Source organism: Streptomyces hamibioticus, from assembly GCF_047946815.1.
Taxonomy (GTDB): Bacteria; Actinomycetota; Actinomycetes; order Streptomycetales; family Streptomycetaceae; genus Streptomyces.
In genome coordinates this window covers 2,137,779-2,160,375 of the sequence record NZ_JBKKQY010000001.1, presented here as the reverse complement: position 1 = coordinate 2,160,375, position 22,597 = coordinate 2,137,779, and the positions used below count along the sequence as shown (strand labels likewise).

The following is a 22,597-nucleotide window of genomic DNA, read 5'->3' as shown; positions in this document are numbered from 1 at the left end:
AACACGCCGGAGACTGTACGGAGTCGACGGCTCGCATTCCTTGGTCGGCTTCGTAAGGTCACTACATGACCGTTTTGGATGAGGCGCCGGGCGAGCCGACGGACGCGCGGGGACGAGTGGCCGAACTGCACGAGATCCGTGCGCAGGCGCTGGCGGGACCGAGCGAGAGAGCGACGCAGGCGCAGCATGCCAAGGGCAAGCTGACGGCGCGTGAGCGTATCGAGCTGTTGTTGGATCCGGGGTCCTTCCGGGAGGTCGAGCAGTTGCGGCGGCACCGGGCGACGGGGTTCGGCCTGGAGGAGAAGAAGCCGTACACGGACGGTGTGATCACCGGGTGGGGCACGGTCGAGGGCCGCACGGTGTTCGTCTACGCCCACGACTTCCGGATCTTCGGTGGTGCGCTGGGTGAGGCCCACGCCACGAAGATCCACAAGATCATGGACATGGCCATCGCGGCGGGTGCGCCGCTGGTGTCCCTGAACGACGGTGCCGGCGCGCGTATCCAGGAGGGTGTGTCGGCGCTCGCGGGGTACGGCGGGATCTTCCAGCGCAATACCAGGGCGTCGGGGGTGATCCCGCAGATCTCGGTGATGCTGGGCCCGTGCGCGGGCGGTGCCGCCTACAGCCCGGCGCTGACGGACTTCGTGTTCATGGTCCGTGAGACCTCGCAGATGTTCATCACCGGCCCGGACGTGGTCAAGGCGGTGACGGGGGAGGAGATCACGCAGAACGGCCTCGGCGGCGCCGATGTCCACGCCGAGACCTCCGGCGTCTGTCACTTCGCGTACGACGACGAGGAGACCTGTCTCGCCGAGGTGCGCTACCTCCTGTCGCTGCTGCCGCAGAACAACCGGGAGAACCCGCCGCGGGTGGAGTCCGCCGACCCCGTCGACCGCCGGTCCGAGGTGCTGCTGGACCTGGTGCCGGCGGACGGCAACCGGCCGTACGACATGGCCAAGGTGATCGAGGAGATCGTCGACGACGGCGAGTACCTGGAGGTCCACGAGCGCTGGGCGCGCAACATCATCTGCGCGCTGGCCCGCCTCGACGGCCGGGTGGTCGGCATCGTCGCCAACCAGCCGCAGTCGCTGGCCGGTGTCCTCGACATCGAGGCGAGCGAGAAGGCCGCACGCTTCGTGCAGATGTGCGACGCCTTCAACATCCCGATCGTCACCTTCCTGGACGTGCCCGGGTTCCTTCCCGGCGTGGACCAGGAGCACGGCGGGATCATCCGGCACGGGGCGAAGCTGCTGTACGCCTACTGCAACGCGACCGTGCCGCGGATCTCGCTGATCCTGCGCAAGGCGTACGGCGGTGCCTACATCGTCATGGACTCCCAGTCCATCGGCGCCGACCTGACCTACGCCTGGCCGACGAACGAGATCGCGGTGATGGGCGCGGAGGGCGCGGCCAACGTCATCTTCCGCCGCCGGATCGCCGAGGCCGAAGACCCCGAGGCGATGCGGCAGAAGATGGTCAAGGAGTACAAGACGGAGCTGATGCACCCGTACTACGCGGCCGAACGCGGCCTCGTGGACGACGTGATCGACCCGGCCGAGACCCGCGAGGTGCTGGTCCAGTCCCTGGAGATGCTCCAGACCAAGCACGCCGACCTGCCCTCCCGCAAGCACGGCAACCCCCCGCAGTGACCCTGAGGAGCCTGTCGCATGCCCACGCCTGACATCCGCGTCGAGAAGGGCCACGCCGAGCCCGAGGAAGTCGCCGCCATCACGGCCATCCTGATGGCCCGCGCGGCGGCCCGCCCTGCCGAGATCGCCCCCGCCCACGGCGGCCGCGTCCGTGCGGGCTGGCGCCGCCTGGAACGCGAGCCGGGCTTCCGAGCCCCGCACAGCTGGCGCTGACACCGACACAGAAGGCCCCCTCCACCGGAGGGGGCCTTCTTACGTCCGTCGCGGGAACGCCGTCAGGGGCGCGGGGAACTGCGCGAGCAACCACACTCGACCCGCACCCGGCACAGCACAGCCCCCGGCAGCCCAGTGGCCGCAGGGGGCTGCTGCGCAACCCGGCGGAGCGCTAGCGCAGACGCGCCATCAGCGCGTGCTCCACGAGCGTGATCAGCGTGGACTTGGCGTCGGCCCGGTGCCGCGCGTCCGTCGTGATGATCGGCGTGTCCGGGCCGATCTGCAGCGCCTCGCGCACCTCGTCCGGCGTGTACGGCTGCTGTCCGTCGAAGCCGTTCAGGGCGATCACGAACGGCAGCCCGGAGTTCTCGAAGTAGTCGACGGCGGGGAAGCAGTCGGCGAGCCTCCTCGTGTCGACCAGCACGACCGCGCCGATCGCGCCGCGCACCAGGTCGTCCCACATGAACCAGAAGCGGTCCTGACCGGGCGTACCGAACAGGTACAGGATCAGGTCCTGGTCCAGCGTGATGCGGCCGAAGTCCATGGCGACCGTCGTGGTCGTCTTGTCCCCGGTGTGGGTGAGGTCGTCGATGCCCGCCGAAGCAGACGTCATGACGGCCTCTGTGCGCAGCGGGTTGATCTCCGAGACGGCGCCGACGAACGTGGTCTTGCCCACGCCGAAGCCGCCCGCCACCACGATCTTCGCGGAGGTGGTGGAGCGGGAAGGACCGCCGCTAGAGCTTGCGAAGTCCACTGAGCACCCTTTCGAGCAGTGTCACGTCTGGCTGGCCGCCGGCGTTCTCGTCGCCGCCGGGCTGATGAATGGCGACCAGGCCCGCCTCCGCCAAGTCGGCGACGAGGATCCTGGCCACGCCGAGAGGGATGGTCAGAAGGGCCGAGATCTCGGCTACCGACTTGATCTCACGGCAGAGGTTGCAGATCCGCTGATGCTCGGGCAGCTGGCCCTGCATCTGGTGCGGCTGCGCGGTGGTGTGCACCAGCGCCTCGATGGCGAGCTGGTAGCGCGGCCTGGTACGGCCGCCCGTCATGGCGTACGGACGCACCAGGGGGTTGTTCGACGCCCCGGCGGGCGAGGGCTCGGGGGTGCGGCGCTGCGGCTGCACGGGCTGGATGCGCGGCGCCTGCGGCTGGTCGTACGGCGAGGGCCCGGGTCCCTGCGGGTACGGCTGCCGGTGGCTGGGCGTGGAGGGGAAACCGTACGGGTTCGCCGAGCCGTCGTTCGGGCCCTGACCAGGGCCGTACGACCAATTGCCCGAAGACGAACCGCCTGGGGGTGTTGCCACTTTCTCCTCCTCCGACTGTGCCTTGCCTCCATCGCTGTGGAGCCGCGTCCCGAAACCTTACGGCCCCGGAACGCCAAAACGCACCGTCTGCCCGTTAGTTGAGAAGGCTCCCTTGGAGCTCCGCGCGCAGGTCCGGCGTAAGGACCGTACCCGCACGGTCCACCAGAAGGGCCATCTCGTACCCGATGAGGCCGATGTCCGCCTCCGGGTGCGCGAGAACCGCGAGCGACGAACCGTCGGAGATGGACATGATGAAGAGGAATCCCCGCTCCATCTCCACAACCGTCTGGTTCACGCTGCCGCCCTCGAAGATGCGGGAGGCACCGGCGGTCAGCGAGGTCAGACCGGAGGCGACGGCCGCGAGCTGGTCGGCGCGGTCGCGCGGGAAGCCTTCGGACATCGCCAGAAGGAGTCCGTCGGCGGAGACCACCACCGTGTGGGACACCCCCGGGGTGTTGTCCACGAAGTTGGTGATCAACCAGTTCAGGTTCTGTGCCGCCTGGCTCATCGGGCTCACACTAACGCTCCTGGTTGTAGGTGCTGTCAGGACCGAAGCCCTGGCCGTTCGTTTCACTGCCTGCGTTGCGGCCTCGTTGGACGCCGCGTCGCAGGTTGCTCAGCCTGCCCCGGACGTCCTCCGGGGCGCGGGAGACCTGTGGGCCTCCCTGGGGGGTGGTTTCGGCGGCGCCCTCGACCAGGTTGGCCCTGGGCACCCGCCGCGGCAGGCCGGAGGAGGTCACCCCGCCCGCCTTCGGCTTCCGCAGCTGCGAGGCCTGCTGCCAGCGGTCGTCGTTCGCCGACCGCCAGCTGCTGTCGCCGTTGCTCTCCGGAGCGGAGGCCGGCGTCTCCCGGTCCACGTGCCGCGCGTCGCCCGTGCCGCCCGCGGTGGAACCGCGTCGCGGAAGCCCGGCGTCGGTCAGCGCGTGGCCGGCGGAGGGGGCCGGTTCCGGACTGTCGAAGCCTACGCGGTCCGCCTCGTTCACGTCAGCGGCCTGCGCGGACTCCGTTTCCGGAGCACCCGCAGGGTACTGGGCGGGGTAGCCGTTCTGGTAGCCGTCCTGCTGCGGCCAGTCGTCCTGCTGACGCCGCTGCCCGAAGGCCGGGAAGCTCTCCGGCGAGGCGTGCTGCTCCTGGACCGGCTCGGTGCCGTACGAGGGCTCCTGGTAACCGCCGTTCGACGCGTAGGCGTCGCCCTGCGGAACGTTGCCGTTCGGCGCGTAGTACTGCTCCTGGTACGCCTGCTGCGAGGTGTCGTACGCCGACCGCGGCTGCTCCTCGTACGCGTCCGGACGGTCGTACCCGCCCGTCTGCTGCTCCTGGTAGCCGCCCTGGCCGCGGTCGCCGTAGGCCTGCTGCTGACCGGTGAACTGGTCCGGGAAGCCGGCCGTCCCGTCGGTCTCGGGGCCGCCCTGGTCGAGCGCCGGGCCCTGCTGCCCCGCCTGGGCCTCCAGGGCCGCACGGCGCTCCTCGCGCATCAGGGAGCGGCCGACGGGGTCCAGCTCGCGGATGTCGTCGGGGACGTCCGTGTAGCGGCTGTCGTCGAAGCCCAGCTCCTCGGCGGTGCGCATGGGCTGGCCGAAGTTCTCGCCGCCCTGGAAGTTCTGCTCCGGGATGATCTGCGAGACGGTGAACTCGTCGCGGTCCAGGTGCGTCTCACCGCCACCGCCGTGCGTGATGGCGTCCGGGAGCATGACCAGCGAGGTCGTGCCCGCCTGCTCGCCGGAGGGGCGCAGCTGCACGCGGATGCCGTGCCGGTCGGACAGCCGGCCGACCACGAACAGGCCCATGCGCTGGGAGATCGCGGCGTCCACGGTCGGCGGGTTGGCCAGCTTGTGGTTGATGTCCGCGAAGTCCTCGGCGGTCAGGCCGATGCCCTTGTCGTGGATCTCGATCATCACGCGGCCGTCGGGCAGCCGGGTCGCGGTGACCCGGACCTTGGTCTGCGGCGAGGAGAACGTGGTGGCGTTCTCCAGCAGCTCGGCGAGCAGGTGCACGAGGTCGGTGACGGCGCGGCCGTGGATCTCGGCCTCCGGCACGCCGGACAGCTCGATGCGCTCGTACTGCTCCACCTCGGAGGAGGCGGCGCGCAGCACGTCGACCAGCGGGACCGGCTGGTCCCAGCGGCGGCCGGGCTCCTCGCCGGCGAGGACCAGGAGGTTCTCGCCGTTGCGGCGCATACGGGTCGCGAGGTGGTCCAGCCGGAAGAGGTTCTCCAGCTGGTCGGGGTCGGCCTCGTTGTTCTCCAGGTCGGTGATCAGGGTCAGCTGACCCTCGATGAGCGACTGGTTGCGGCGCGAGAGGTTGGTGAAGATCGCGTTGATGTTGCCCCGCAGCAGGGCCTGCTCGGAGGCGAGCCGCACCGCCTCGCGGTGGACCTGGTCGAAGGCGCGGGCGACTTCGCCGATCTCGTCGGTCGAGGTGATCGGGATCGGCTCCACCCGGGTGTCGACCCGGCCGGGGTCGGTGCGGGAGAGCTGGTCGACCAGCATCGGCAGGCGCTGCTCGGCGACGCCGAACGCGGCGTTGCGCAGCTGCCGCATGGAGCGGCTCATCTGGCGGGCCACCATGCCGGCCAGGATGAACGCGGCGAGCAGCGCGATCACCACGATGGCACCGGTGATGTAGGCGTCCTGCTCGGCGTCGTCGGCGATCTGGGCGGCCTCGGTCACCGCCCGGTCGGCCAGGTCCGCCTCGATGGTGCGGTAGGCGTCGAACTTGAGGGTGTTGACCGCCCACCAGTTTTCCGGCGTGATGCCCTTCTCGGCCAGGGCCGCCCGCGCGCTCGGGTCGGTGGAGTCGAGGCGGGCCACCTCCGAGATCATCGTCGTCGGGTTGGCCGGCGGCGGCACGTAGTCCGGGTCCTTGGCCTTGGCCTCCTTGGCCATGGCCGCGCCGTCCTCCTTCAGCTTCTCCTGGACGTCCTCCAGCTTCTGCGCGTCCGCCTCGGTACCGCCGCCGATGTACTCCTCGATGGCGATGCGCTCGAGGTAGGCGTACGAGGAGAGGGCGACGCGCTGGCTGGCCAGGTGGCCGGGCTCCGGACCCGGCTTGACCAGCAGCTGCATGCCGATGGAGCGCTGAAGGGAGAGTGCGGCCTTGGTCAGGGAGATCGCGTAGACCGTACGGCCGTAGGAGGTGATGTTGCCGGTGCCCAGCCCCAGTTCGTTGGCGAACTCCATCAGCGGGTGGGCGATCTGGACGTAGCCCTCCTGGGTCTCCACGCCCTTGAGCTTGCTCGTGTAGGCGGCCTCGCGCAGCGACTGGAGCTTGGGCTCCTGCTCGCGGAACAGCTTCAGCCGCCGCTCCAGACCCGCCTTGCCCGGCATGCTCTGCGCGGCCTCGTCGAAGGCGTCGGCGGCCTGGTCCGTGGCGGCGCGGACCTGGGTGACGGTCTGGTCGTTCTTCTTGCCCTGGAGCAGCGGAGCCGCGGAGGCGTCACGCTCGACGTAGAGGGCGTTGGCGTAGGTGAGGGAGGCCTGCACCAGGCGTGCGGTCCGCTCGGCGTCCTCGGCGTCCTGCCAGGTGTCGATCGAGCTCTTCACCTGGAAGCCGCCCATGACCAGGCCGACCAGCACGGGTATGAGCAGAATCGCGTTCAGCCTGGTGGGCACCCGCCAGTTGCGCGGGGAGAAGCGTCCGCCGCTCGGGGCGGGCGCGGCCGTCGGTTCCGAACCTGGCACGGTGGCGGGCGCCGCTGTGCGCGGCGGCGGGGTGAAGTTGCCCCGGGCCGACGGCTCGGGACTGTTCTTGCTTCGCCTCACTCGACCAACAACCTCTCGGCGGTCGGCACCTACGTCGTGCCGCAGTGTCTCAGAGCCCAATACGCCATCGAGTACGTGCTACCGCTGAGTACGTCTTCGGCCATTGAGCAGTTCTGGCATTCCAGCACGTCGACCAGCGCTCTTCCAAACGGCAGTACGGGCCTTGTAAAGCCCAGATAAAACGGTCATAAAGAGCGAGGACCGTCAAAAGGCGAGGCGAGTGTGAGCGCAGCGAGACCGGATGTGCGCGACGCGTGGCCGTACCACCGGATTCCTCTGCCGAAACGTTATGAACGCCGGAGCCGACCGTGTCAAAGGACACAGTCGGCTCCGGGCCGTCCACCGCAACTGCCGTGAGCCGCTGCCGATTTGATCGTTCAGCGCAGCCTGGCCATCAGCGCGTGCTCCACCAGCGTGATCAGCGCGCCCTTGGCGTCGGCGCGGTGCCGGGCGTCGGTGGTGATGATCGGGGTGTCCGGACCGATCTGCAGCGCCTCGCGCACCTCGTCCGGTGTGTACGGCTGGTGCCCGTCGAAGCCGTTGAGCGCCACGACGAACGGCAGCCCGCTGTTCTCGAAGTAGTCCACCGCGGGGAAGCAGTCGGCGAGCCGGCGGGTGTCGCACAGCACGACCGCGCCGATCGCGCCGCGCACCAGGTCGTCCCACATGAACCAGAAGCGGTCCTGACCGGGCGTACCGAACAGGTACAGGATCAGGTCCTGGTCCAGCGTGATGCGGCCGAAGTCCATGGCGACCGTCGTGGTCGTCTTGCCCCCGGTGTGGGTCAGGTCGTCGATGCCGGCGCTGGCGGACGTCATGACCGCCTCGGTGCGCAGCGGATCGATCTCCGAGACGGCGCCGACGAACGTGGTCTTGCCGACGCCGAAGCCGCCGGCCACCACGATTTTGGCGGAGGTCGTCGCCCGGCCTCCGTCAGAGCTTGCGAAGTCCACTGAGCACCCTTTCGAGCAGTGTCACGTCAGGCGCACCGCCGTTGCTGTCGTCGCCGCCCGGCTGATGGATGGCGACGAGGCCGGCCTCGGCGAGGTCCGCGACCAGAATCCGGGCGACGCCCAGCGGCATCGCCAGCAGCGCCGAGACCTCGGCGACCGACTTCACCTCACGGCACAGATGGCAGATGCGCTGGTGCTCGGGGAGCAGCCCCATGAGCGCTGCCGGGTCGGCCGTCGTACTGATCAGCGCCTCGATGGCGAGCTGGTAGCGCGGCCTCGTCCGGCCACCGGTCATCGCGTACGGACGTACCAGCGGCTGGTCGCCCTCGTCCTCGTACGGCTCCGCGTACGGATCATGAGAGGCGGTGGGCGGGGTCATGAATCCTCCGGACGGGACAGCAAGTCGGTCAGTCGTGCCGTCTAGCGGGGCCGGTGGGGGGATTGTGGCGGCCGGACGGTGATTTGGTGAGACGGGTGGTGCCGGGGCCGATCAGTGGAGCAGACTTCCCTGCAGTTCCGCGCGCAGGTCGGGAGTGAGTACCGCCCCCGCGCGGTCGACGAGGAGCGTCATCTCGTAGCCGACGAGGCCGATGTCGCACTCCGGGTGGGCGAGGACGGCCAGGGACGAGCCGTCCGAGATGGACATGAGAAAGAGGAAGCCTCTTTCCATTTCGACGACCGTCTGCGCCACGTTGCCGCCGTCGAAGATCCGGGACGCCCCGGCGGTCAGCGAGGTCAGCCCCGAGGCGACGGCCGCGAGCTGGTCGGCGCGGTCGCGCGGGAAGCCTTCGGACATCGCCAGAAGGAGTCCGTCGGCGGACACGACGACGGTGTGGGAAACCCCTGGGGTGTTGTCCACGAAATTCGTGATCAACCAGTTGAGGTTCTGTGCCGCCTGGCTCATCGGGCTCAACTAACGCTCCTGCTGGTGAGTGGGCCGGGGAAAGCTGCCGGTCTGGTTGGCACCGGCCTGACGACCCTGTGCGATACCCCGACGGAGGTTGGTCAGCCGGCCGCGCACGTCGTCGGGTGCGCGCGAGACCTGCGGACCGCTCTGGTGCGCCTGCTGCTGGGCCGTGCCCGGCACGAGGTTCGCGCGAGGCACCCGGCGCGGCAGACCGGAGGTGGTGACACCACCGGCCGCCGGCTGCCTGACCCGCTCGGCCTGCCGGACGAGGTCGTCGTTCGGCGAGGTGCGCCAGGAGGAGGTGGCGGTCCGCTGGGGGGCGGCGGGCGACTGCGGGGCGGCGGCGGGCGCCTGCGGCTGCTGCTCCGGGGCCGGAGCCGAGCCGTCGTCGCCCTGCGTCCGCTCCTGGCGGTCGCCGTGGAACCAGTTGGTCTCCAGCGTGTCGTACAGCGGCGTACGTCCGTCGCCGGGACCGGACGCCGGGGGCAGCGCCCACCCGTCACCCTGTCCCCCGTCGGGCCGCTGCGCGGCGCCCTCATGGTGGGGTTCCCGGCGGGCGGGACGCTGCTGGGGGGCCTGCTGACGCGGTGCGCCGAAGTCGTCGTTGCCCGCCTGCGGACGCTCGAACTGGCCCGTGGCGCCGTTGTCGTACGCCTGCGGAGCGGAGAACTGGCCCGGACCGGCCGGACCCTGCGAACCGTGCGCACCGCTGTGGCCGTTCGCACCGCTCAGGCCGTTGGGTGCGCCCTGACCGCCCTGACCGCCCTGACCGCCCTGCGATCCGAAGACGTCCGAGCGGACGAACTGGCCGGTGCCCTGGCCGGAGTCGGCGTCCGGGTGCCCCAACCGGTCGTCGGCCGCGGGGCCGTTCGCGCCGGTGGCGCCGAACTGGTCGCCGTACGCCGCGCCGTTCGCGGGCGGGTTCGGCCGCGGCGCCTGGGCGCCGAAGTCGGGTCGGGAGAACTCGGCCGTGGAGCCGTGGCCCTGGCCCTGCTGCTCGTCGAACCGGGGGATCGCCGGCAGCTCCGCGGTGGCGCCCGGGCCCTGCCGGTCGTCGGCGCGCGGCATGCGGGAGGTGCGGGAGACGTCCGGCTCCTCGTGGCCGCGCGGAGCGTCCAGCGAGGCGCGCGGCACGGGCGGCTGCGCGTCCTGGTCGCTCCAGCTCGGCGTGCGGGGCTGCGGGTTGCCGCCGGGCAGCTCGGCCCGCGCCCCGCCACGCGGCGGCAACTGCGGGCGGCGGCCCCGCTCGGCGTCGTTGTCGCCGGGCGCCCTGCGCTTACCGCGCGCCGGGGGCACCGGACCGTGGCCGCCGCCGAAGGCGTCCTGGCCCTGCGGCCCGTTCGTGCCCGCGGCCTGCAGACCCTGCGGAGCACCCGGCGCCTGTCCGGCACCGGCACCGGCGGGAGCAGGACGGCCCTGCTGCGGCGGCGTGGCCGGGGACTGGGGTCCTCGTGCACCGCCCGGCGCACCCGGACGGCCACCGCCGTCCCGGCCGGGCAGCGCGGCGCGCGGCCCCTGACCGGCGCCGAGCCGGCCACCGCCGGGCGCGCCGGCGCCGAGGCCGCCGCCACCCTGGCGACGGGCCGCCGCGGCACCGGCCGCGGCCTGCGCTGCGGCCGGACCGCCGCCCGAGCCGCCCGGCTGACCGGGCTTGCCCTGCGGCTTCTTGCCGCCCTGGGCGACATCCACGGGCAGCATGACCAGTGCGGTCGTACCACCGGAGTCCGACGGGCGCAGCTGGATGCGGATGCCGTGCCGCTGGGACAGACGGCCGACCACGAACAGACCCATGCGGCGGGAGACGGAGACGTCCACGGTGGGCGGCGAGGCGAGCCGCTCGTTGATCGCCGCCAGGTCCTCCGGCGACAGACCGATACCGGTGTCGTGGATCTCGATCAGCACGCGGCCGTCGGGCAGCGCGTGACCGGTGACCTTGACCTTGGTCTGCGGCGAGGAGAACGAGGTCGCGTTCTCCAGCAGCTCGGCGAGCAGGTGGACGAGGTCGTTGACGACCCGGCCGGCCACCTCGGTGCCCGGCACGGAGGCCAGTTCGATGCGCTCGTACTGCTCCACCTCGGAGGCGGCGGCACGCAGCACGTCGACCAGCGGAACCGGGCGGGTCCACCGGCGGCCGGGCTCCTCACCCGCGAGGACGAGGAGGTTCTCACCGTTACGGCGCATGCGGGTCGCGAGGTGGTCCAGCTTGAACAGCGAGGACAGCTGGTCCGGGTCGGCCTCGCGGGACTCCAGTTCGGAGATGAGCGACAGCTGGCGCTGGATCAGGCCCTGGGAGCGGCGCGAGAGGTTGGTGAACATCGCGTTGACGTTGCCCCGCAGCAGGGCCTGCTCGGCGGCGAGGCGGACCGCCTCGCGGTGCACGTCGTCGAAGGCCGCGGCCACCCGGCCGATCTCGTCCCGGGAGTGCACGCCGACCGACTCCACGGAGGTGTCGACGTCCTGGGGGTCGGACTCCGAGAGCTGCTTGACCAGCTCGGGCAGACGGTCGGAGGCGACCTTCGTCGCGGTGTCCTCCAGCCGGCGCAGCGAGCGGATCATGGACCGGGCCACCACGAAGGCGCCGACCAGCGAGACGCCGAGCACGATGAGGATCAGCGCACCGGAGATGATCGCCTCGCGCTCGGAGGCGCTGCGCAGCTCGCGCGCCTTCTGCTCCATGTCCTCCAGCAGCGTGCGCTCGATGTTCGTCATCTGCTGGATCTTGGTGGAGCTGTCGTCCAGCCAGTCCTGGTACGACCGCTTGTCCAGCGACTTCAGGGCGTCCTTGCTGGCGAGCGCCCGGCCGGCGTACTCGTCGGTGGCCTCGATGGTCGGGTTGCCCTGGTCGATGGGCTTGAGCAGCTCCTCGGCGCCGTTGCCGTAGATGCTGGTGAAGGCGCGGAGGTCGGAACGCTCGCCCTGCAGCGCGGCCTCGCCGTACAGACGGTCGTTCTCGGAGATCTTGCCGAACGTGGTGTTGCTGGCGGGCAGCGCCGCGGCGATCACCGCGCGCTGGACGGAGGCGTACTCCTTGGCGGAGGAGAAGGCCGACAGGGCGCGCGTGCGCTGGATCATCTCCGGGTTGCTGGTGGCCTCCGCCATGTCCTGGGAGAGGTCGAGCAGGTGGGTGATCAGGCGGTGGTAGGCCTCGACGGTCTGGGTGGAGTTGCCGTCGGCCTCGTAGGCGGTGCTGCGGATCTTGTTGAGGCCGTTCAGGTCGCGCGCCAGGCCGACGACGGTCTCGCGGACGCCCTCGAGGTTGCCGTCCTTGCTGGCCGCGTCGAGCTGCTCGGAGCTGTCCAGGAAGTTCTTCCGCGCCCGGTCCGTCTTCTCCCGGTCGCCCTTGATGGCGATCGCGCTGGCGCTGGAGTCGTGGGCCAGCGGACCGGCGGACTGGTCGCGCTCCTCCTGGAGGGCGGCGGCCAGCTCGGTGGCCTGCTTGGTCATCTCCGTCAGCAGCTTCATGTTGTCGAGCTGCTGGATGTTCTCCATCGACTCGTTGATGCGCAGGGCGCCCAGCGAGGTGGCCGCGACCACGGGCAGCGCCAGCAGCGACACCAGTCGGGTGGAGATGCGCCAGTTGCGCAGGGCTATTCGGGAGCCGGGGCCGGTCGGGCCCTTCGACGGCTTCACCGCCGGGGCGGCCGGGTCGGACGGGCCGGAGGCACCCGAGGCGCCGGGGCGGCCGGAACGCTCGCCGTTGTCGCCGGACGGGACCGGGCCCTGGTTCTGGGCGTGCTGGGGCGAGGAGCTGACGGCCCTGGGGCCAGTCCCGCCGTGCGGCTCCGGCTCCGCCGAAGCGCTGCCATCCCTCTTGAAACGTCCCTGCACTAGCGTCGCAACCTCTGGACCAGGCGCCCTGCCGCGTGAACGGCCAGGCACGGTGTCGGCGTCATAGGGGCGCCCTGAATACGCCCCCGTGGTGGTCGTGAGTGACCGGCGCTGGCTCCCCCTTCTTGCCGCCACTCGGCGCTTCTCTGCGCCCCCTGTGCGCCGGCTCAGATCCTGCGGCGGTCCGTGGAATTCCAGCACAGTGCAGGATCTCCAACAAGGCCCGTGAGTCAGGCCGTGACCTAGGTGACGCCATGTGAAGGGCGGGTCACGGGTCGTAGAAGGTGATCACCTACAAAACGGACCTATGTCCGCGAGTCGTCGACGGGTGGGGGGTGTCCCAGTCGCGATGATCAGGAGCGGAATGCGGGGTTCAGGGGTGCAATGTCCGTTTCGTTGGGGTGAACCCGCGGTCTGAATTGACCGGTTTGGGCCTTGCTGAGTGAGCAAACTCACACGCAGATCATGTCGCCTGCCGTCTTCCGTGGGGAAACGCATGTTTAGCCTGACGCTTTACAGAGAACGCAAATCCGACAACCCGCGCCCGCGCGGCGGCCCTTGCCCGCCGCCGGCGCCCGGAACGACAAGGGCCTCGTACAACCGTGAAGACGACGATGATGTTCCGCCAGATCGCCAACCCGCGACGCACGACGCTGGCGCACCTGACCGACGCCGACGACCTGCGCCCGCAGGAGCAGCCGGAGCACCCCGTCGAGCTCCCCTCCCAGACGGCCAACCCGCGGCGCACCGTCCTCATGGAGATCCCCGCCGGGGCCTCCGCCGCAGAGTAGTACGCCCACCGGCCGCCGCACGTTCACGCGGCAGGCCGCGCACGGACGGCCACGGGCGCCCCGCGACCCCGGCGACCGGCCCACCGGGGCCACGACGGGCGATGCGCGAGGCGCCCGTCGCCTGCCGCGTTAGCCTGGAGCGTCAGACTCCAGCCGCTTCAGTCAAGGGGCCAAGCATCCCGTGCGCATCGCCAGGTTCTCCATCGACGGGAACGTCGCCTTCGGCGCGGTCGAGGGCGACCAGCCGGACCAGCTCGTCCTCGACATCATCAAGGGCATCCCGTTCGCGGACTTCGAGCTCTCCGGCACCAAGGTGCCGCTGAGCAAGGTACGGCTGCTGCCGCCGGTGCTCCCCAACAAGGTCGTGGCCTTCGGCCGCAACTACGCCGAGCACGCGCGCGAACTCGGCAACGAGGTGCCCGACGCCCCGTTCGCCTTCTTCAAGCCGTCCACCTCGGTCATCGGCCCCGGCGACGAGATCTGGTACCCCTCCTTCTCCGAGGAACTCCACCACGAGGCCGAGCTGGCCGTCGTCATCGGCCGCATGTGCCGCGAGGTGCCGCGCGAGCGCGTAGGGGACGTGATCCTCGGCTTCACCTGCGCCAACGACATCACCGCCCGTGACGTCCAGAGGCGCGAGAAGCAGTGGGCCCGGGCCAAGGGCTTCGACAGCTCCTGCCCGCTCGGCCCCTGGGTGGAGACCGGCATCGACCTGGCCGCCGCGGCCGACCTGACCATCCAGCTCACGGTCAACGGACAGCAGCGCCAGCTCGGCCGCACCAGCGAGATGATCCACTCGATCGAGGACCTGGTCGTCAACATCTCCGAGGCCATGACGCTGCTCCCCGGCGACGTGATCCTCACCGGCACCCCGGCAGGGGTCGGCCCCCTCAACGTCGGCGACGAGGTCGCCGTCACCATCGAAGGCATCGGCACTCTCACCAACAAGGTTGTCAAGCGTGGCTAGCGCACCCGCATCTCCCGTCCGCGTCCGTTTCTGCCCGTCGCCCACCGGCAACCCCCACGTGGGCCTGGTCCGCACCGCCCTGTTCAACTGGGCGTTCGCCCGGCACCACCAGGGCACCCTGGTCTTCCGCATCGAGGACACCGACGCGGCCCGCGACTCCGAGGAGTCCTACGAGCAGCTGCTCGACTCGATGCGCTGGCTGGGCTTCGACTGGGACGAGGGACCCGAGATCGGCGGCCCGCACGCGCCGTACCGCCAGTCGCAGCGCATGGACCTCTACAAGGACGTCGCGGCCAAGCTGCTGGACGCCGGCCACGCCTACCACTGCTACTGCTCCCAGGAGGAGCTGGACAGCCGCCGCGAGGCCGCCCGCGCCGCCGTCCGGCCGTCCGGCTACGACGGCCACTGCCGCGAGCTGACCGCCGCCCAGGTCGAGGAGTACCGGGCCCAGGGCCGTGCGCCGATCGTCCGCTTCCGGATGCCCGACGAGACGATCACCTTCACCGACCTGGTCCGCGGCGAGCTGACCTTCACCCCGGACAACGTCCCGGACTACGGCATCGTCCGCGCCAACGGCGCCCCGCTGTACACGCTGGTCAACCCGGTCGACGACGCCCTGATGGAGATCACCCACGTCCTGCGCGGCGAGGACCTGCTCTCCTCCACCCCGCGCCAGGTCGCCCTGTACAAGGCGCTGATCGAGCTGGGCATCGCCAAGGAGATCCCGGCCTTCGGCCACCTGCCGTACGTGATGGGCGAGGGCAACAAGAAGCTCTCCAAGCGCGACCCGCAGTCCAGCCTGAACCTCTACCGGGAGCGCGGCTTCCTCCCCGAGGGCCTGCTCAACTACCTGTCCCTGCTCGGCTGGTCGCTCTCGGCCGACCAGGACATCTTCACCACCGAGGAGATGATCGCCGCCTTCGAGATCTCCGACGTGAACCCCAACCCGGCCCGCTTCGACCTCAAGAAGTGCGAGGCGATCAACGGCGACCACATCCGTCTGCTGGACGTGAAGGACTTCACCGAGCGCTGCCGCCCGTGGCTGAAGGCCCCCTTCGCCCCCTGGGCGCCGGAGGACTTCGACGAGGCCAGGTGGCAGGCGATCGCCCCGCACGCGCAGACCCGCGTGAAGGTCCTGTCGGAGATCACGGACAACGTCGACTTCCTGTTCCTGCCGGAGCCGGCTGAGGACGAGGCGTCCTGGAACAAGGCGATGAAGGAGGGCAGCGACGCCCTGCTGCGCACCGCCCGGGAGAAGCTGGACGCGGCCGACTGGACCTCCCCCGAGTCCCTGAAGGAGGCCGTCCTGGCGGCCGGCGAGGCCCACGGCCTCAAGCTCGGCAAGGCCCAGGCCCCGGTCCGCGTCGCCGTCACCGGCCGCACGGTCGGCCTGCCCCTCTTCGAGTCCCTGGAGGTCCTGGGCAAGGAGAAGTCCCTGGCCAGGATCGACGCGGCGCTGGCGAAGCTGGCGGCGTGACGCGCACCCGCTCGTGAGGGCGGCGCCCCTGCCGGGGCGCCGCCCTTCGCCGTTTCCGGGGCCGGGCCGGCGCGAGGGCGTTACCGTCGGTGTCATGGCGATCAAAGCCGTCGTCTGGGACATCGACGACACCCTCTTCGACTACACCACCGCCGACCGCGAGGGCATGCGGGCCCATCTGGTGGCCGAGGATCTGCTCGGCCGGTACGGCTCGGCCGAGCAGGCCCTGCTGCACTGGCGGGAGATCACCGACGCGCAGTGGGCCCGGTTCGCGGCCGGCGAAGTGGACTTCGTCACGCAGCGGCGGGACCGCACCCGGGTGTTCCTGGACCGGCCGGAGCTGACGGACGCCGAGGCCGACGACTGGTTCGAGCGTTATCTGCGCCACTACGAGGCCGCCTGGTCGCTGTTCCCGGACGTCCTGCCGGTCCTCGACGCCCTCGCCGCCAGCCACCGGCACGCGGTGCTGTCCAACTCCTCCCTGACCGTCCAGGACCGCAAGCTGCGCGTCCTCGGCGTGCACGACCGCTTCGAGGCCATCCTGTGCGCCGCCGAGCTGGGCGTCTCCAAGCCCGAGCCCGCCGCCTTCCGCGCCGCCTGCGACGCCCTCGGCGTCGCTCCGTACGAGGCGGCGTACGTCGGGGACCACCCGGAGATCGACGGCCGCGGCGCCGCCGATGCCGGGCTGCTGTCGGTGTGGATCGACCGCGGCGGCGCCTACGCGGCCGTCGACCCGCCCGCCGGGCCGCGCCGCATCGCGTCCCTCGCCGAACTCCCCGCGCTCCTCGGCGGCGATACTCGTTTTGGAGCCCCGTCCACCTTCGGGTAATGTTCTTTCTGCGCCGCCGGGGAGCGGGCCGAGAGGCCGGAACCGGAAGCGCACTACTAGAACAAGATCCCCTCTGGGGCTTGCGTTCCAGTGGCCTATGGTGTAATTGGCAGCACGACTGATTCTGGTTCAGTTAGTCTTGGTTCGAGTCCAGGTAGGCCAGCTCGCAGAGCTTATCTGCAAAGCCCCCGTTGTGTAGCGGCCTAGCACGCTGCCCTCTCAAGGCAGTAGCGCCGGTTCGAATCCGGTCGGGGGTACGGTGATCTCTCGCAAGATGATCGCTAGGGCCCCCGTTGTGTAGCGGCCTAGCACGCCGCCCTCTCAAGGCGGTAGCGCCGGTTCGAATCCGGTCGGGGGTACTGACTGGTCTAAACCACATTGGTCTATGGTGTAATTGGCAGCACGACTGATTCTGGTTCAGTTAGTCTTGGTTCGAGTCCAGGTAGACCAGCTCGGACCTGCGGAAACGCAGTGTCCAGGCCCCCGTTGTGTAGCGGCCTAGCACGCCGCCCTCTCAAGGCGGTAGCGCCGGTTCGAATCCGGTCGGGGGTACGCGATCGAAAGGCCCCTCGCTTCGGCGGGGGGCCTTCGGCATGTCGATGGGGCGGGTCAACACCACCGGCGGTGCCATCAGTTCGGCGCATGCTCCCGAAGTCGGGGGGAGGGCCCGCCGCGGCGTTGAGGCCGGCCCGTCCCCGTGCGGGATCAGCCGGAGCGGCGCAGCGCCTCGGAGAGGCGGGCGGCGGCGTCGATGACCGCCTGGGCGTGCATCCGGCCCGGGTGGCGCGTCAGACGCTCGATGGGGCCGGAGACCGAGACGGCGGCCACCACGCGGTTCGAGGGGCCGCGCACGGGCGCGGAGACGGACGCCACGCCCGGCTCCCGCTCGCCGATGGACTGGGCCCAGCCCCGGCGCCGTACGCCCGACAGGGCCGTCGCCGTGAAGCGGGCGCCCTGCAGGCCGCGGTGCAGGCGCTCGGGCTCCTCCCAGGCCAGCAGGATCTGCGCCGAGGAGCCCGCCTTCATCGTCAGCGTCGAGCCGACCGGGACGGTGTCCCGAAGGCCGGACAGCCGCTCCGCCGCGGCGACGCAGATGCGCATGTCGCCCTGGCGGCGGTAGAGCTGCGCGCTCTCGCCGGTGACGTCGCGGAGGTGGGTGAGCACCGGGCCCGCCGTCGCCAGCAGCCGGTCCTCTCCGGCCGCCGCGGCCAGCTCGGAAAGGCGCGGGCCGAGGATGAACCGGCCCTGCATGTCGCGCGCCACCATGCGGTGGTGTTCCAGGGCCACGGCCAGGCGGTGGGCCGTGGGTCGTGCCAGTCCGGTGGCACCGACCAGACCCGCGAGGGTGGCCGGACCGGACTCCAGAGCGCTCAGGACGAGTGCCGCCTTGTCCAGAACGCCGACGCCGCTACTGTTGTCCATGCAACGATACTCGCGTCTCACTCTGTGAAACGCAAGTTCAATTTTCCGTGGAACGCGCCACCCTTGGTGTCACGAAGTCACAGCGGCCCGTGGACGTGAGGGCCTGGTGGCGGACGCCCGGAGACCGGGGTGCGGGCGCCGCCTCCTCAAAATCTCTAGTTGGTCCGGCGCACGTTCGCCGGCCGGAGGGAAAGCGATGGGTAGGACACTCGCGGAGAAGGTCTGGGACGACCACGTCGTCCGGCGCGCCGAGGGCGAGCCCGACCTCCTCTTCATCGATCTGCACCTGCTGCACGAGGTGACCAGCCCCCAGGCCTTCGACGGCCTCCGCAAGAGCGGCCGGACCGTGCGCCGGCTCGACCTGACCATCGCCACCGAGGACCACAACACCCCGACCCTCGACATCGACAAGCCCATCGCGGACCCGGTCTCCCGGGCCCAGCTGGAGACGCTGCGCAAGAACTGCGCCGAGTTCGGCGTCCGGCTGCACCCGCTGGGCGACGTCGAGCAGGGCGTCGTGCACGTCGTCGGCCCGCAGCTCGGCCTGACCCAGCCCGGCACCACCGTGGTCTGCGGCGACTCGCACACCTCCACGCACGGCGCCTTCGGCGCGCTGGCGTTCGGCATCGGCACCTCGCAGGTCGAGCACGTGCTGGCCACCCAGACGCTGCCCATGGCCCGCCCGAAGACCATGGCCATCACGGTCGACGGCGAGCTGCCCGAGGACGTCACCGCCAAGGACCTCATCCTGGCGATCATCGCGAAGATCGGCACGGGCGGCGGCCAGGGCTACATCCTGGAGTACCGCGGCTCCGCCATCGAGAAGCTCTCGATGGAGGCCCGGATGACCATCTGCAACATGTCGATCGAGGCGGGCGCCCGCGCGGGCATGATCGCCCCCGACGAGACCACGTTCGCCTACCTCAAGGGCCGCCCGCACGCCCCCGAGGGCGCCGAGTGGGACGCGGCCGTCGAGTACTGGAAGACGCTGCGCACGGACGACGACGCCGAGTTCGACGCCGAGGTCGTCATCGACGCCGCCGAGCTGGCGCCGTTCGTCACCTGGGGCACCAACCCCGGCCAGGGCGCCCCGCTTTCGGCGTCCGTCCCCGACCCGGCCTCGTACGAAGACGCTTCGGAGCGCTTCGCCGCCGAAAAGGCCCTGGAGTACATGGGGTTGGAGGCCGGTCAGCCGCTGCGCTCCATCAAGGTGGACACCGTCTTCGTAGGTTCCTGCACCAACGGCCGCATCGAGGACCTGCGCGCCGCCGCCGAGATCCTGCGGAGCCGCAAAATCGCCGACGGCGTACGGATGCTGGTCGTCCCGGGCTCCGCGCGGGTCGGTCTGCAGGCCGTCTCCGAGGGCCTGGACGTGGTCTTCAAGGAGGCCGGCGCCGAGTGGCGGCACGCGGGCTGCTCGATGTGCCTGGGCATGAACCCCGACCAGCTCGCCCCGGGCGAGCGCTCCGCCTCCACCTCCAACCGCAACTTCGAGGGCCGGCAGGGCAAGGGCGGCCGCACCCATCTGGTGTCTCCGCAGGTCGCCGCCGCGACGGCGGTCCTGGGCCACCTGGCCTCCCCGGCCGACCTCGCCGCCGCCGACGTCCCCACGCCCGCTGGAGTCTGAGAGTCATGGAAGCATTCACCACGCACACCGGCCGGGCCGTCCCGCTGCGCCGCAGCAACGTCGACACCGACCAGATCATCCCCGCCCACTGGCTCAAGAAGGTCACCCGGGACGGGTTCGAGGACGGACTGTTCGAGGCCTGGCGCAAGGACCCGGAGTTCGTGCTCAACCGGCCCGAGCGGCAGGGCGCGACCGTCCTGGTCGCCGGCCCCGACTTCGGCACCGGCTCCTCCCGCGAGCACGCCGTCTGGGCGCTGCAGAACTACGGCTTCAAGGCCGTGATCTCCTCCCGCTTCGCCGACATCTTCCGCGGCAACTCGCTGAAGAACGGCCTGCTCACGGTGGTCCTCGACCAGAAGATCGTGGACGCGCTCTGGGAGCTGACGGAGGCCGACCCGCAGGCCGAGGTCACGGTCGACCTCGAGGCCCGCGAGGTGCGCGCCGAGGGCATCACCGCCTCCTTCGAGCTGGACGAGAACTCCCGCTGGCGGCTGCTGAACGGCCTCGACGACATCTCGATCACGCTGCGCAACGAGGCGGACATCGCGACGTACGAGGCGAAGCGTCCGTCGTTCAAGCCGCGGACGCTCCCGGTCTGACATCCAGGTCCGGCCCCGCCCCGGACAAGGTCGAGTTTCGGCCACCCAACACTCCGGCTGTACCCCCGATCCCTCCGATCGGGGGTACAGCCGTTTTCGGCTGCGACCGGGTTCGTGCCCGGCCTGCTCCGCGGGCAACTTCCCACGTTACGGCGGTGGTTGCCGGGGTACGCGAGGGGCGTGAGCGCGGCTGCGGCGGAGGCCCGTAAGGCCGTTTGAGGCGGCAGTTGCCCCCTGCGCAGGCGACAACTCGCCCCAGATGGCACAATCTGTGCATGGAACACGACGGCCAACTCGAGCTCTATGCGGCGGTCGCGGTCCGGCTCAAGGAAGCGCACTCACGGGTGCGCGCACTGCAAGTCCCGGAGGGCGTACGGATGGCGCTGACCCGGAAGCTGCTGGTCATTACGGCCGCGGCCAAGCACGACCTGACCGACGCGGCAAGGCGTCTGGAGCGGTTCACCGCTGACCTCGACGAGGGCCGTTTCCCCGAAGAGGAACGCTGAACAGGCGGAGACAGCCGAGTCCGTTGCGGCACAAGGGTGATTAGCCCGTTTCGTGTTTGATTTGCGGTATATATCTGCCTAACGTGCGAAAAAGCTTGAACATTCTCGTTCTGGCAATGTCTCCGAAGGGGAAGACGTGAACAAGGCGCAGCTCGTAGAAGCGATTGCCGACAAGATGGGTGGTCGGCAGCAGGCCGCTGACGCCGTCGACGCGGTCCTGGACGCCATCGTCCGCGCGGTGGTCGGCGGAGACCGGGTCTCGGTCACCGGCTTCGGTTCCTTCGAGAAGGTCGACCGTCCGGCCCGCTACGCCCGCAACCCCCAGACGGGCGAGCGGGTTCGGGTCAAGAAGACCTCCGTGCCGCGCTTCCGCGCGGGCCAGGGCTTCAAGGACCTGGTGAGCGGCTCGAAGAAGCTCCCGAAGAACGACATCGCGGTCAAGAAGGCGCCCAAGGGCAGCCTCTCCGGCCCGACGCCCACGATCGCCAAGGCCGCGGGCAAGAAGGCTGCCGCCAAGAAGACCACCGGCGCGGCGAAGAAGACCACCGCGAAGAAGACCACCGGCGCCGCGAAGAAGACCACCGCGAAGAAGACCACGGGCGCGGCGAAGCAGACGACGGCCAAGAAGGCCCCGGCCAAGAAGGCCACCACCAAGACCACGGCGGCGAAGAAGACCGCCGCCAAGAAGGCCCCGGCGAAGAAGGCCACGGCCAAGAAGGCGCCGGCCAAGAAGTCGACCGCGCGCAAGACCACCGCCAAGAAGACCACCGCCCGCAAGAAGTAGCGGGCGACAGGGCACACCAGGGCACTCACGCGCCGGGCCGGACTCCCTCTCGGAGCCCGGCCCGCGGCCTGTTCCGGGGTGCCGCCGCCCCGGGACCCACGGAAAAGATCACGAACCCGCGGAAAAGATCACAGCGTCTGCAGGGTCACCAGCGTGATCCGGCGCTCCTCACCCTCGCCCTCGGTCTCGATCCGCACCCGCTGACCGGGGCGCAGCAGTCTGAGGCCGCCCGCGTCGAACGCCGCGGCGTCGAAGGGCACGGGCGTGCCGTCGTCGAGCAGCACCTGCCCGCTGCGGCTGTCCGGGTCGTACGTGTATGCGGTCGCCTGCATGACGGCAGCCTACTGCTCCGGGATCAGCAACCGCGCGGCGGCAGCGGCCGTGTGCGGTCCCACGCCCAGCGCCAGCGCGGCCCGCAGATCCTCGCCGGTGTCGACGTCCTGCCGTACGGAATCCACCGCGTCGAGGGCCAGTTCCCGTGCGCCGGTCGCACGGTGGCGGGCCCGGGAATCCGGCCCGAAGGCCGGGCGGAATTCACTGCCCGGACCAGCGGCCAGGAGAGTGGTGCCGATTGCTGCGGCATCCGGGAGAAAAGCGCACGGGAATTGCGCGGCCGCGTTCAGTACGCGGGACAATTCCGCCGGGCGCAGGGCCGGAAGATCGGCATTGAGCGCCGCCACGGGACTTTCCGGACGCGAGGTCCGTACGGTGCCCACCGCATGGGCCAGTGCGGCGTTCAGGCCCCCGCCCGGTTCGTCGGGGACGATCCCGGCGCCCAGTGCGGCCAGCTCCCGGCCCGCCCGGGAATCGTCCGTGACTACTGCCACATCGGCCACCGCCGGGCAGGCCAGCGCCGCCGCCACGGTGTCCAGGGCGAACGCGAGCGCCAGCCCCGGCCGCACCCCGTCGTCCGCGGTGTCCGCCAGCCTGCTCTTGGCCCGGGCCAGGGGCTTCACGGGCACGACCAAGCTCCACTGCAC

At 70.6% G+C, this 22,597-nt stretch carries 21 protein-coding genes and 5 tRNA genes; 15 read left to right on the top strand and 11 right to left on the bottom strand.

Annotated features, from left to right (window positions below; genetic code table 11):
* Nucleotides 1-65: 65 nt before the first annotated feature.
* Both ACLGIH_RS09555 and ACLGIH_RS09550 read left to right on the top strand, forming a co-directional pair.
* The gene (locus ACLGIH_RS09555; protein ID WP_416524795.1) at nt 66-1,649 is read left to right on the top strand and encodes an acyl-CoA carboxylase subunit beta; all 1,584 of its coding nucleotides are present in this window, start codon (nt 66-68) and stop codon (nt 1,647-1,649) included.
* Between the two features lie 18 nt (nt 1,650-1,667).
* Nucleotides 1,668-1,862: an acyl-CoA carboxylase subunit epsilon gene (locus ACLGIH_RS09550; protein WP_416524794.1), complete on the top strand. Its 195-nt coding sequence runs from the start codon at nt 1,668-1,670 to the stop codon at nt 1,860-1,862.
* Between the two features lie 172 nt (nt 1,863-2,034).
* Here the strand turns inward: ACLGIH_RS09550 and ACLGIH_RS09545 are convergent, their stop codons facing one another.
* The 8 genes from ACLGIH_RS09545 to ACLGIH_RS09510 form a co-directional block, all read right to left on the bottom strand.
* Nucleotides 2,035-2,616, bottom strand: coding sequence for a GTP-binding protein (locus ACLGIH_RS09545; RefSeq protein ID WP_114255509.1), 582 nt, complete (start codon nt 2,614-2,616; stop codon nt 2,035-2,037).
* The gene (locus tag ACLGIH_RS09540; RefSeq protein ID WP_416524793.1) at nt 2,597-3,166 is read right to left on the bottom strand and encodes a DUF742 domain-containing protein; all 570 of its coding nucleotides are present in this window, start codon (nt 3,164-3,166) and stop codon (nt 2,597-2,599) included. Before ACLGIH_RS09540 ends, ACLGIH_RS09545 begins: the two co-directional genes overlap by 20 nt.
* Before the next feature lie 94 nt (nt 3,167-3,260).
* Entirely contained in the window at nt 3,261-3,674 is a 414-nt protein-coding gene (locus ACLGIH_RS09535) for a roadblock/LC7 domain-containing protein (protein ID WP_004983065.1), read from the bottom strand.
* Nucleotides 3,675-3,684: 10 nt separating this feature from the next.
* Nucleotides 3,685-6,927, bottom strand: a complete 3,243-nt coding sequence (locus ACLGIH_RS09530; protein ID WP_416524792.1) for a sensor histidine kinase — start codon at nt 6,925-6,927, stop codon at nt 3,685-3,687.
* Nucleotides 6,928-7,304: 377 nt separating this feature from the next.
* Nucleotides 7,305-7,880: a GTP-binding protein gene (locus ACLGIH_RS09525; RefSeq protein ID WP_416524791.1), complete on the bottom strand. Its 576-nt coding sequence runs from the start codon at nt 7,878-7,880 to the stop codon at nt 7,305-7,307.
* Nucleotides 7,861-8,259, bottom strand: coding sequence for a DUF742 domain-containing protein (locus ACLGIH_RS09520; protein WP_346252139.1), 399 nt, complete (start codon nt 8,257-8,259; stop codon nt 7,861-7,863). Before ACLGIH_RS09520 ends, ACLGIH_RS09525 begins: the two co-directional genes overlap by 20 nt.
* A 111-nt stretch (nt 8,260-8,370) precedes the next feature.
* Complete coding sequence (locus ACLGIH_RS09515; protein WP_416529328.1) at nt 8,371-8,784, bottom strand: roadblock/LC7 domain-containing protein; 414 nt, start codon at nt 8,782-8,784, stop codon at nt 8,371-8,373.
* 9 nt (nt 8,785-8,793) lie between these two features.
* Nucleotides 8,794-12,615 carry a nitrate- and nitrite sensing domain-containing protein gene (locus tag ACLGIH_RS09510; protein WP_416524790.1) on the bottom strand — a complete coding sequence of 1,274 codons (3,822 nt, stop codon included), beginning with the start codon at nt 12,613-12,615 and terminating at the stop codon, nt 8,794-8,796.
* 602 nt (nt 12,616-13,217) lie between these two features.
* Between ACLGIH_RS09510 and ACLGIH_RS09505 the strand changes: the two genes are divergently transcribed.
* The 9 genes from ACLGIH_RS09505 (at nt 13,218) to ACLGIH_RS09465 (ending at nt 17,231) form a co-directional block, all read left to right on the top strand.
* Entirely contained in the window at nt 13,218-13,406 is a 189-nt protein-coding gene (locus ACLGIH_RS09505) for a hypothetical protein (protein WP_416524789.1), read from the top strand.
* A gap of 181 nt (nt 13,407-13,587) precedes the next feature.
* Nucleotides 13,588-14,373, top strand: coding sequence for a fumarylacetoacetate hydrolase family protein (locus ACLGIH_RS09500; RefSeq protein WP_416524788.1), 786 nt, complete (start codon nt 13,588-13,590; stop codon nt 14,371-14,373).
* Nucleotides 14,366-15,850, top strand: coding sequence for a glutamate--tRNA ligase (gltX, locus tag ACLGIH_RS09495; RefSeq protein ID WP_416524787.1), 1,485 nt, complete (start codon nt 14,366-14,368; stop codon nt 15,848-15,850). Before ACLGIH_RS09500 ends, gltX begins: the two co-directional genes overlap by 8 nt.
* A gap of 94 nt (nt 15,851-15,944) precedes the next feature.
* Nucleotides 15,945-16,679: an HAD family hydrolase gene (locus ACLGIH_RS09490; RefSeq protein ID WP_416524786.1), complete on the top strand. Its 735-nt coding sequence runs from the start codon at nt 15,945-15,947 to the stop codon at nt 16,677-16,679.
* Nucleotides 16,680-16,770: 91 nt separating this feature from the next.
* A tRNA-Gln gene (locus ACLGIH_RS09485) sits at nt 16,771-16,842 on the top strand.
* A gap of 21 nt (nt 16,843-16,863) precedes the next feature.
* Nucleotides 16,864-16,936: transfer RNA gene (locus tag ACLGIH_RS09480), tRNA-Glu, on the top strand.
* A 29-nt stretch (nt 16,937-16,965) separates the two neighbouring features.
* Nucleotides 16,966-17,038: transfer RNA gene (locus ACLGIH_RS09475), tRNA-Glu, on the top strand.
* Nucleotides 17,039-17,058: 20 nt separating this feature from the next.
* Nucleotides 17,059-17,130 (top strand) — tRNA-Gln (locus tag ACLGIH_RS09470).
* Nucleotides 17,131-17,158: 28 nt separating this feature from the next.
* Nucleotides 17,159-17,231 (top strand) — tRNA-Glu (locus tag ACLGIH_RS09465).
* Nucleotides 17,232-17,384: 153 nt separating this feature from the next.
* Here the strand turns inward: ACLGIH_RS09465 and ndgR are convergent.
* The gene (gene ndgR / locus ACLGIH_RS09460) at nt 17,385-18,101 is read right to left on the bottom strand and encodes an IclR family transcriptional regulator NdgR (RefSeq protein ID WP_067130667.1); all 717 of its coding nucleotides are present in this window, start codon (nt 18,099-18,101) and stop codon (nt 17,385-17,387) included.
* Between the two features lie 196 nt (nt 18,102-18,297).
* Here ndgR and leuC point away from each other — a divergent pair, with 196 nt between their 5' ends.
* The 4 genes from leuC (at nt 18,298) to ACLGIH_RS09440 (ending at nt 21,617) form a co-directional block, all read left to right on the top strand.
* Complete coding sequence (leuC, locus tag ACLGIH_RS09455) at nt 18,298-19,728, top strand: 3-isopropylmalate dehydratase large subunit (protein WP_416524785.1); 1,431 nt, start codon at nt 18,298-18,300, stop codon at nt 19,726-19,728.
* A 5-nt stretch (nt 19,729-19,733) separates the two neighbouring features.
* Nucleotides 19,734-20,327, top strand: coding sequence for a 3-isopropylmalate dehydratase small subunit (gene leuD, locus ACLGIH_RS09450; RefSeq protein WP_416524784.1), 594 nt, complete (start codon nt 19,734-19,736; stop codon nt 20,325-20,327).
* A gap of 275 nt (nt 20,328-20,602) precedes the next feature.
* On the top strand, nt 20,603-20,833 hold the full coding sequence (locus tag ACLGIH_RS09445) for an SCO5555 family protein (protein WP_416524783.1): 231 nt from the start codon (nt 20,603-20,605) through the stop codon (nt 20,831-20,833).
* A 136-nt stretch (nt 20,834-20,969) separates the two neighbouring features.
* Nucleotides 20,970-21,617, top strand: coding sequence for an HU family DNA-binding protein (locus ACLGIH_RS09440; RefSeq protein WP_416524782.1), 648 nt, complete (start codon nt 20,970-20,972; stop codon nt 21,615-21,617).
* Between the two features lie 128 nt (nt 21,618-21,745).
* Here the strand turns inward: ACLGIH_RS09440 and ACLGIH_RS09435 are convergent, their stop codons facing one another.
* Together ACLGIH_RS09435 and cofC are read right to left on the bottom strand one after the other, a co-directional pair.
* Nucleotides 21,746-21,949, bottom strand: a complete 204-nt coding sequence (locus ACLGIH_RS09435; RefSeq protein WP_416524781.1) for a hypothetical protein — start codon at nt 21,947-21,949, stop codon at nt 21,746-21,748.
* A 9-nt stretch (nt 21,950-21,958) separates the two neighbouring features.
* Entirely contained in the window at nt 21,959-22,597 is a 639-nt protein-coding gene (cofC, locus tag ACLGIH_RS09430; RefSeq protein ID WP_416524780.1) for a 2-phospho-L-lactate guanylyltransferase, read from the bottom strand.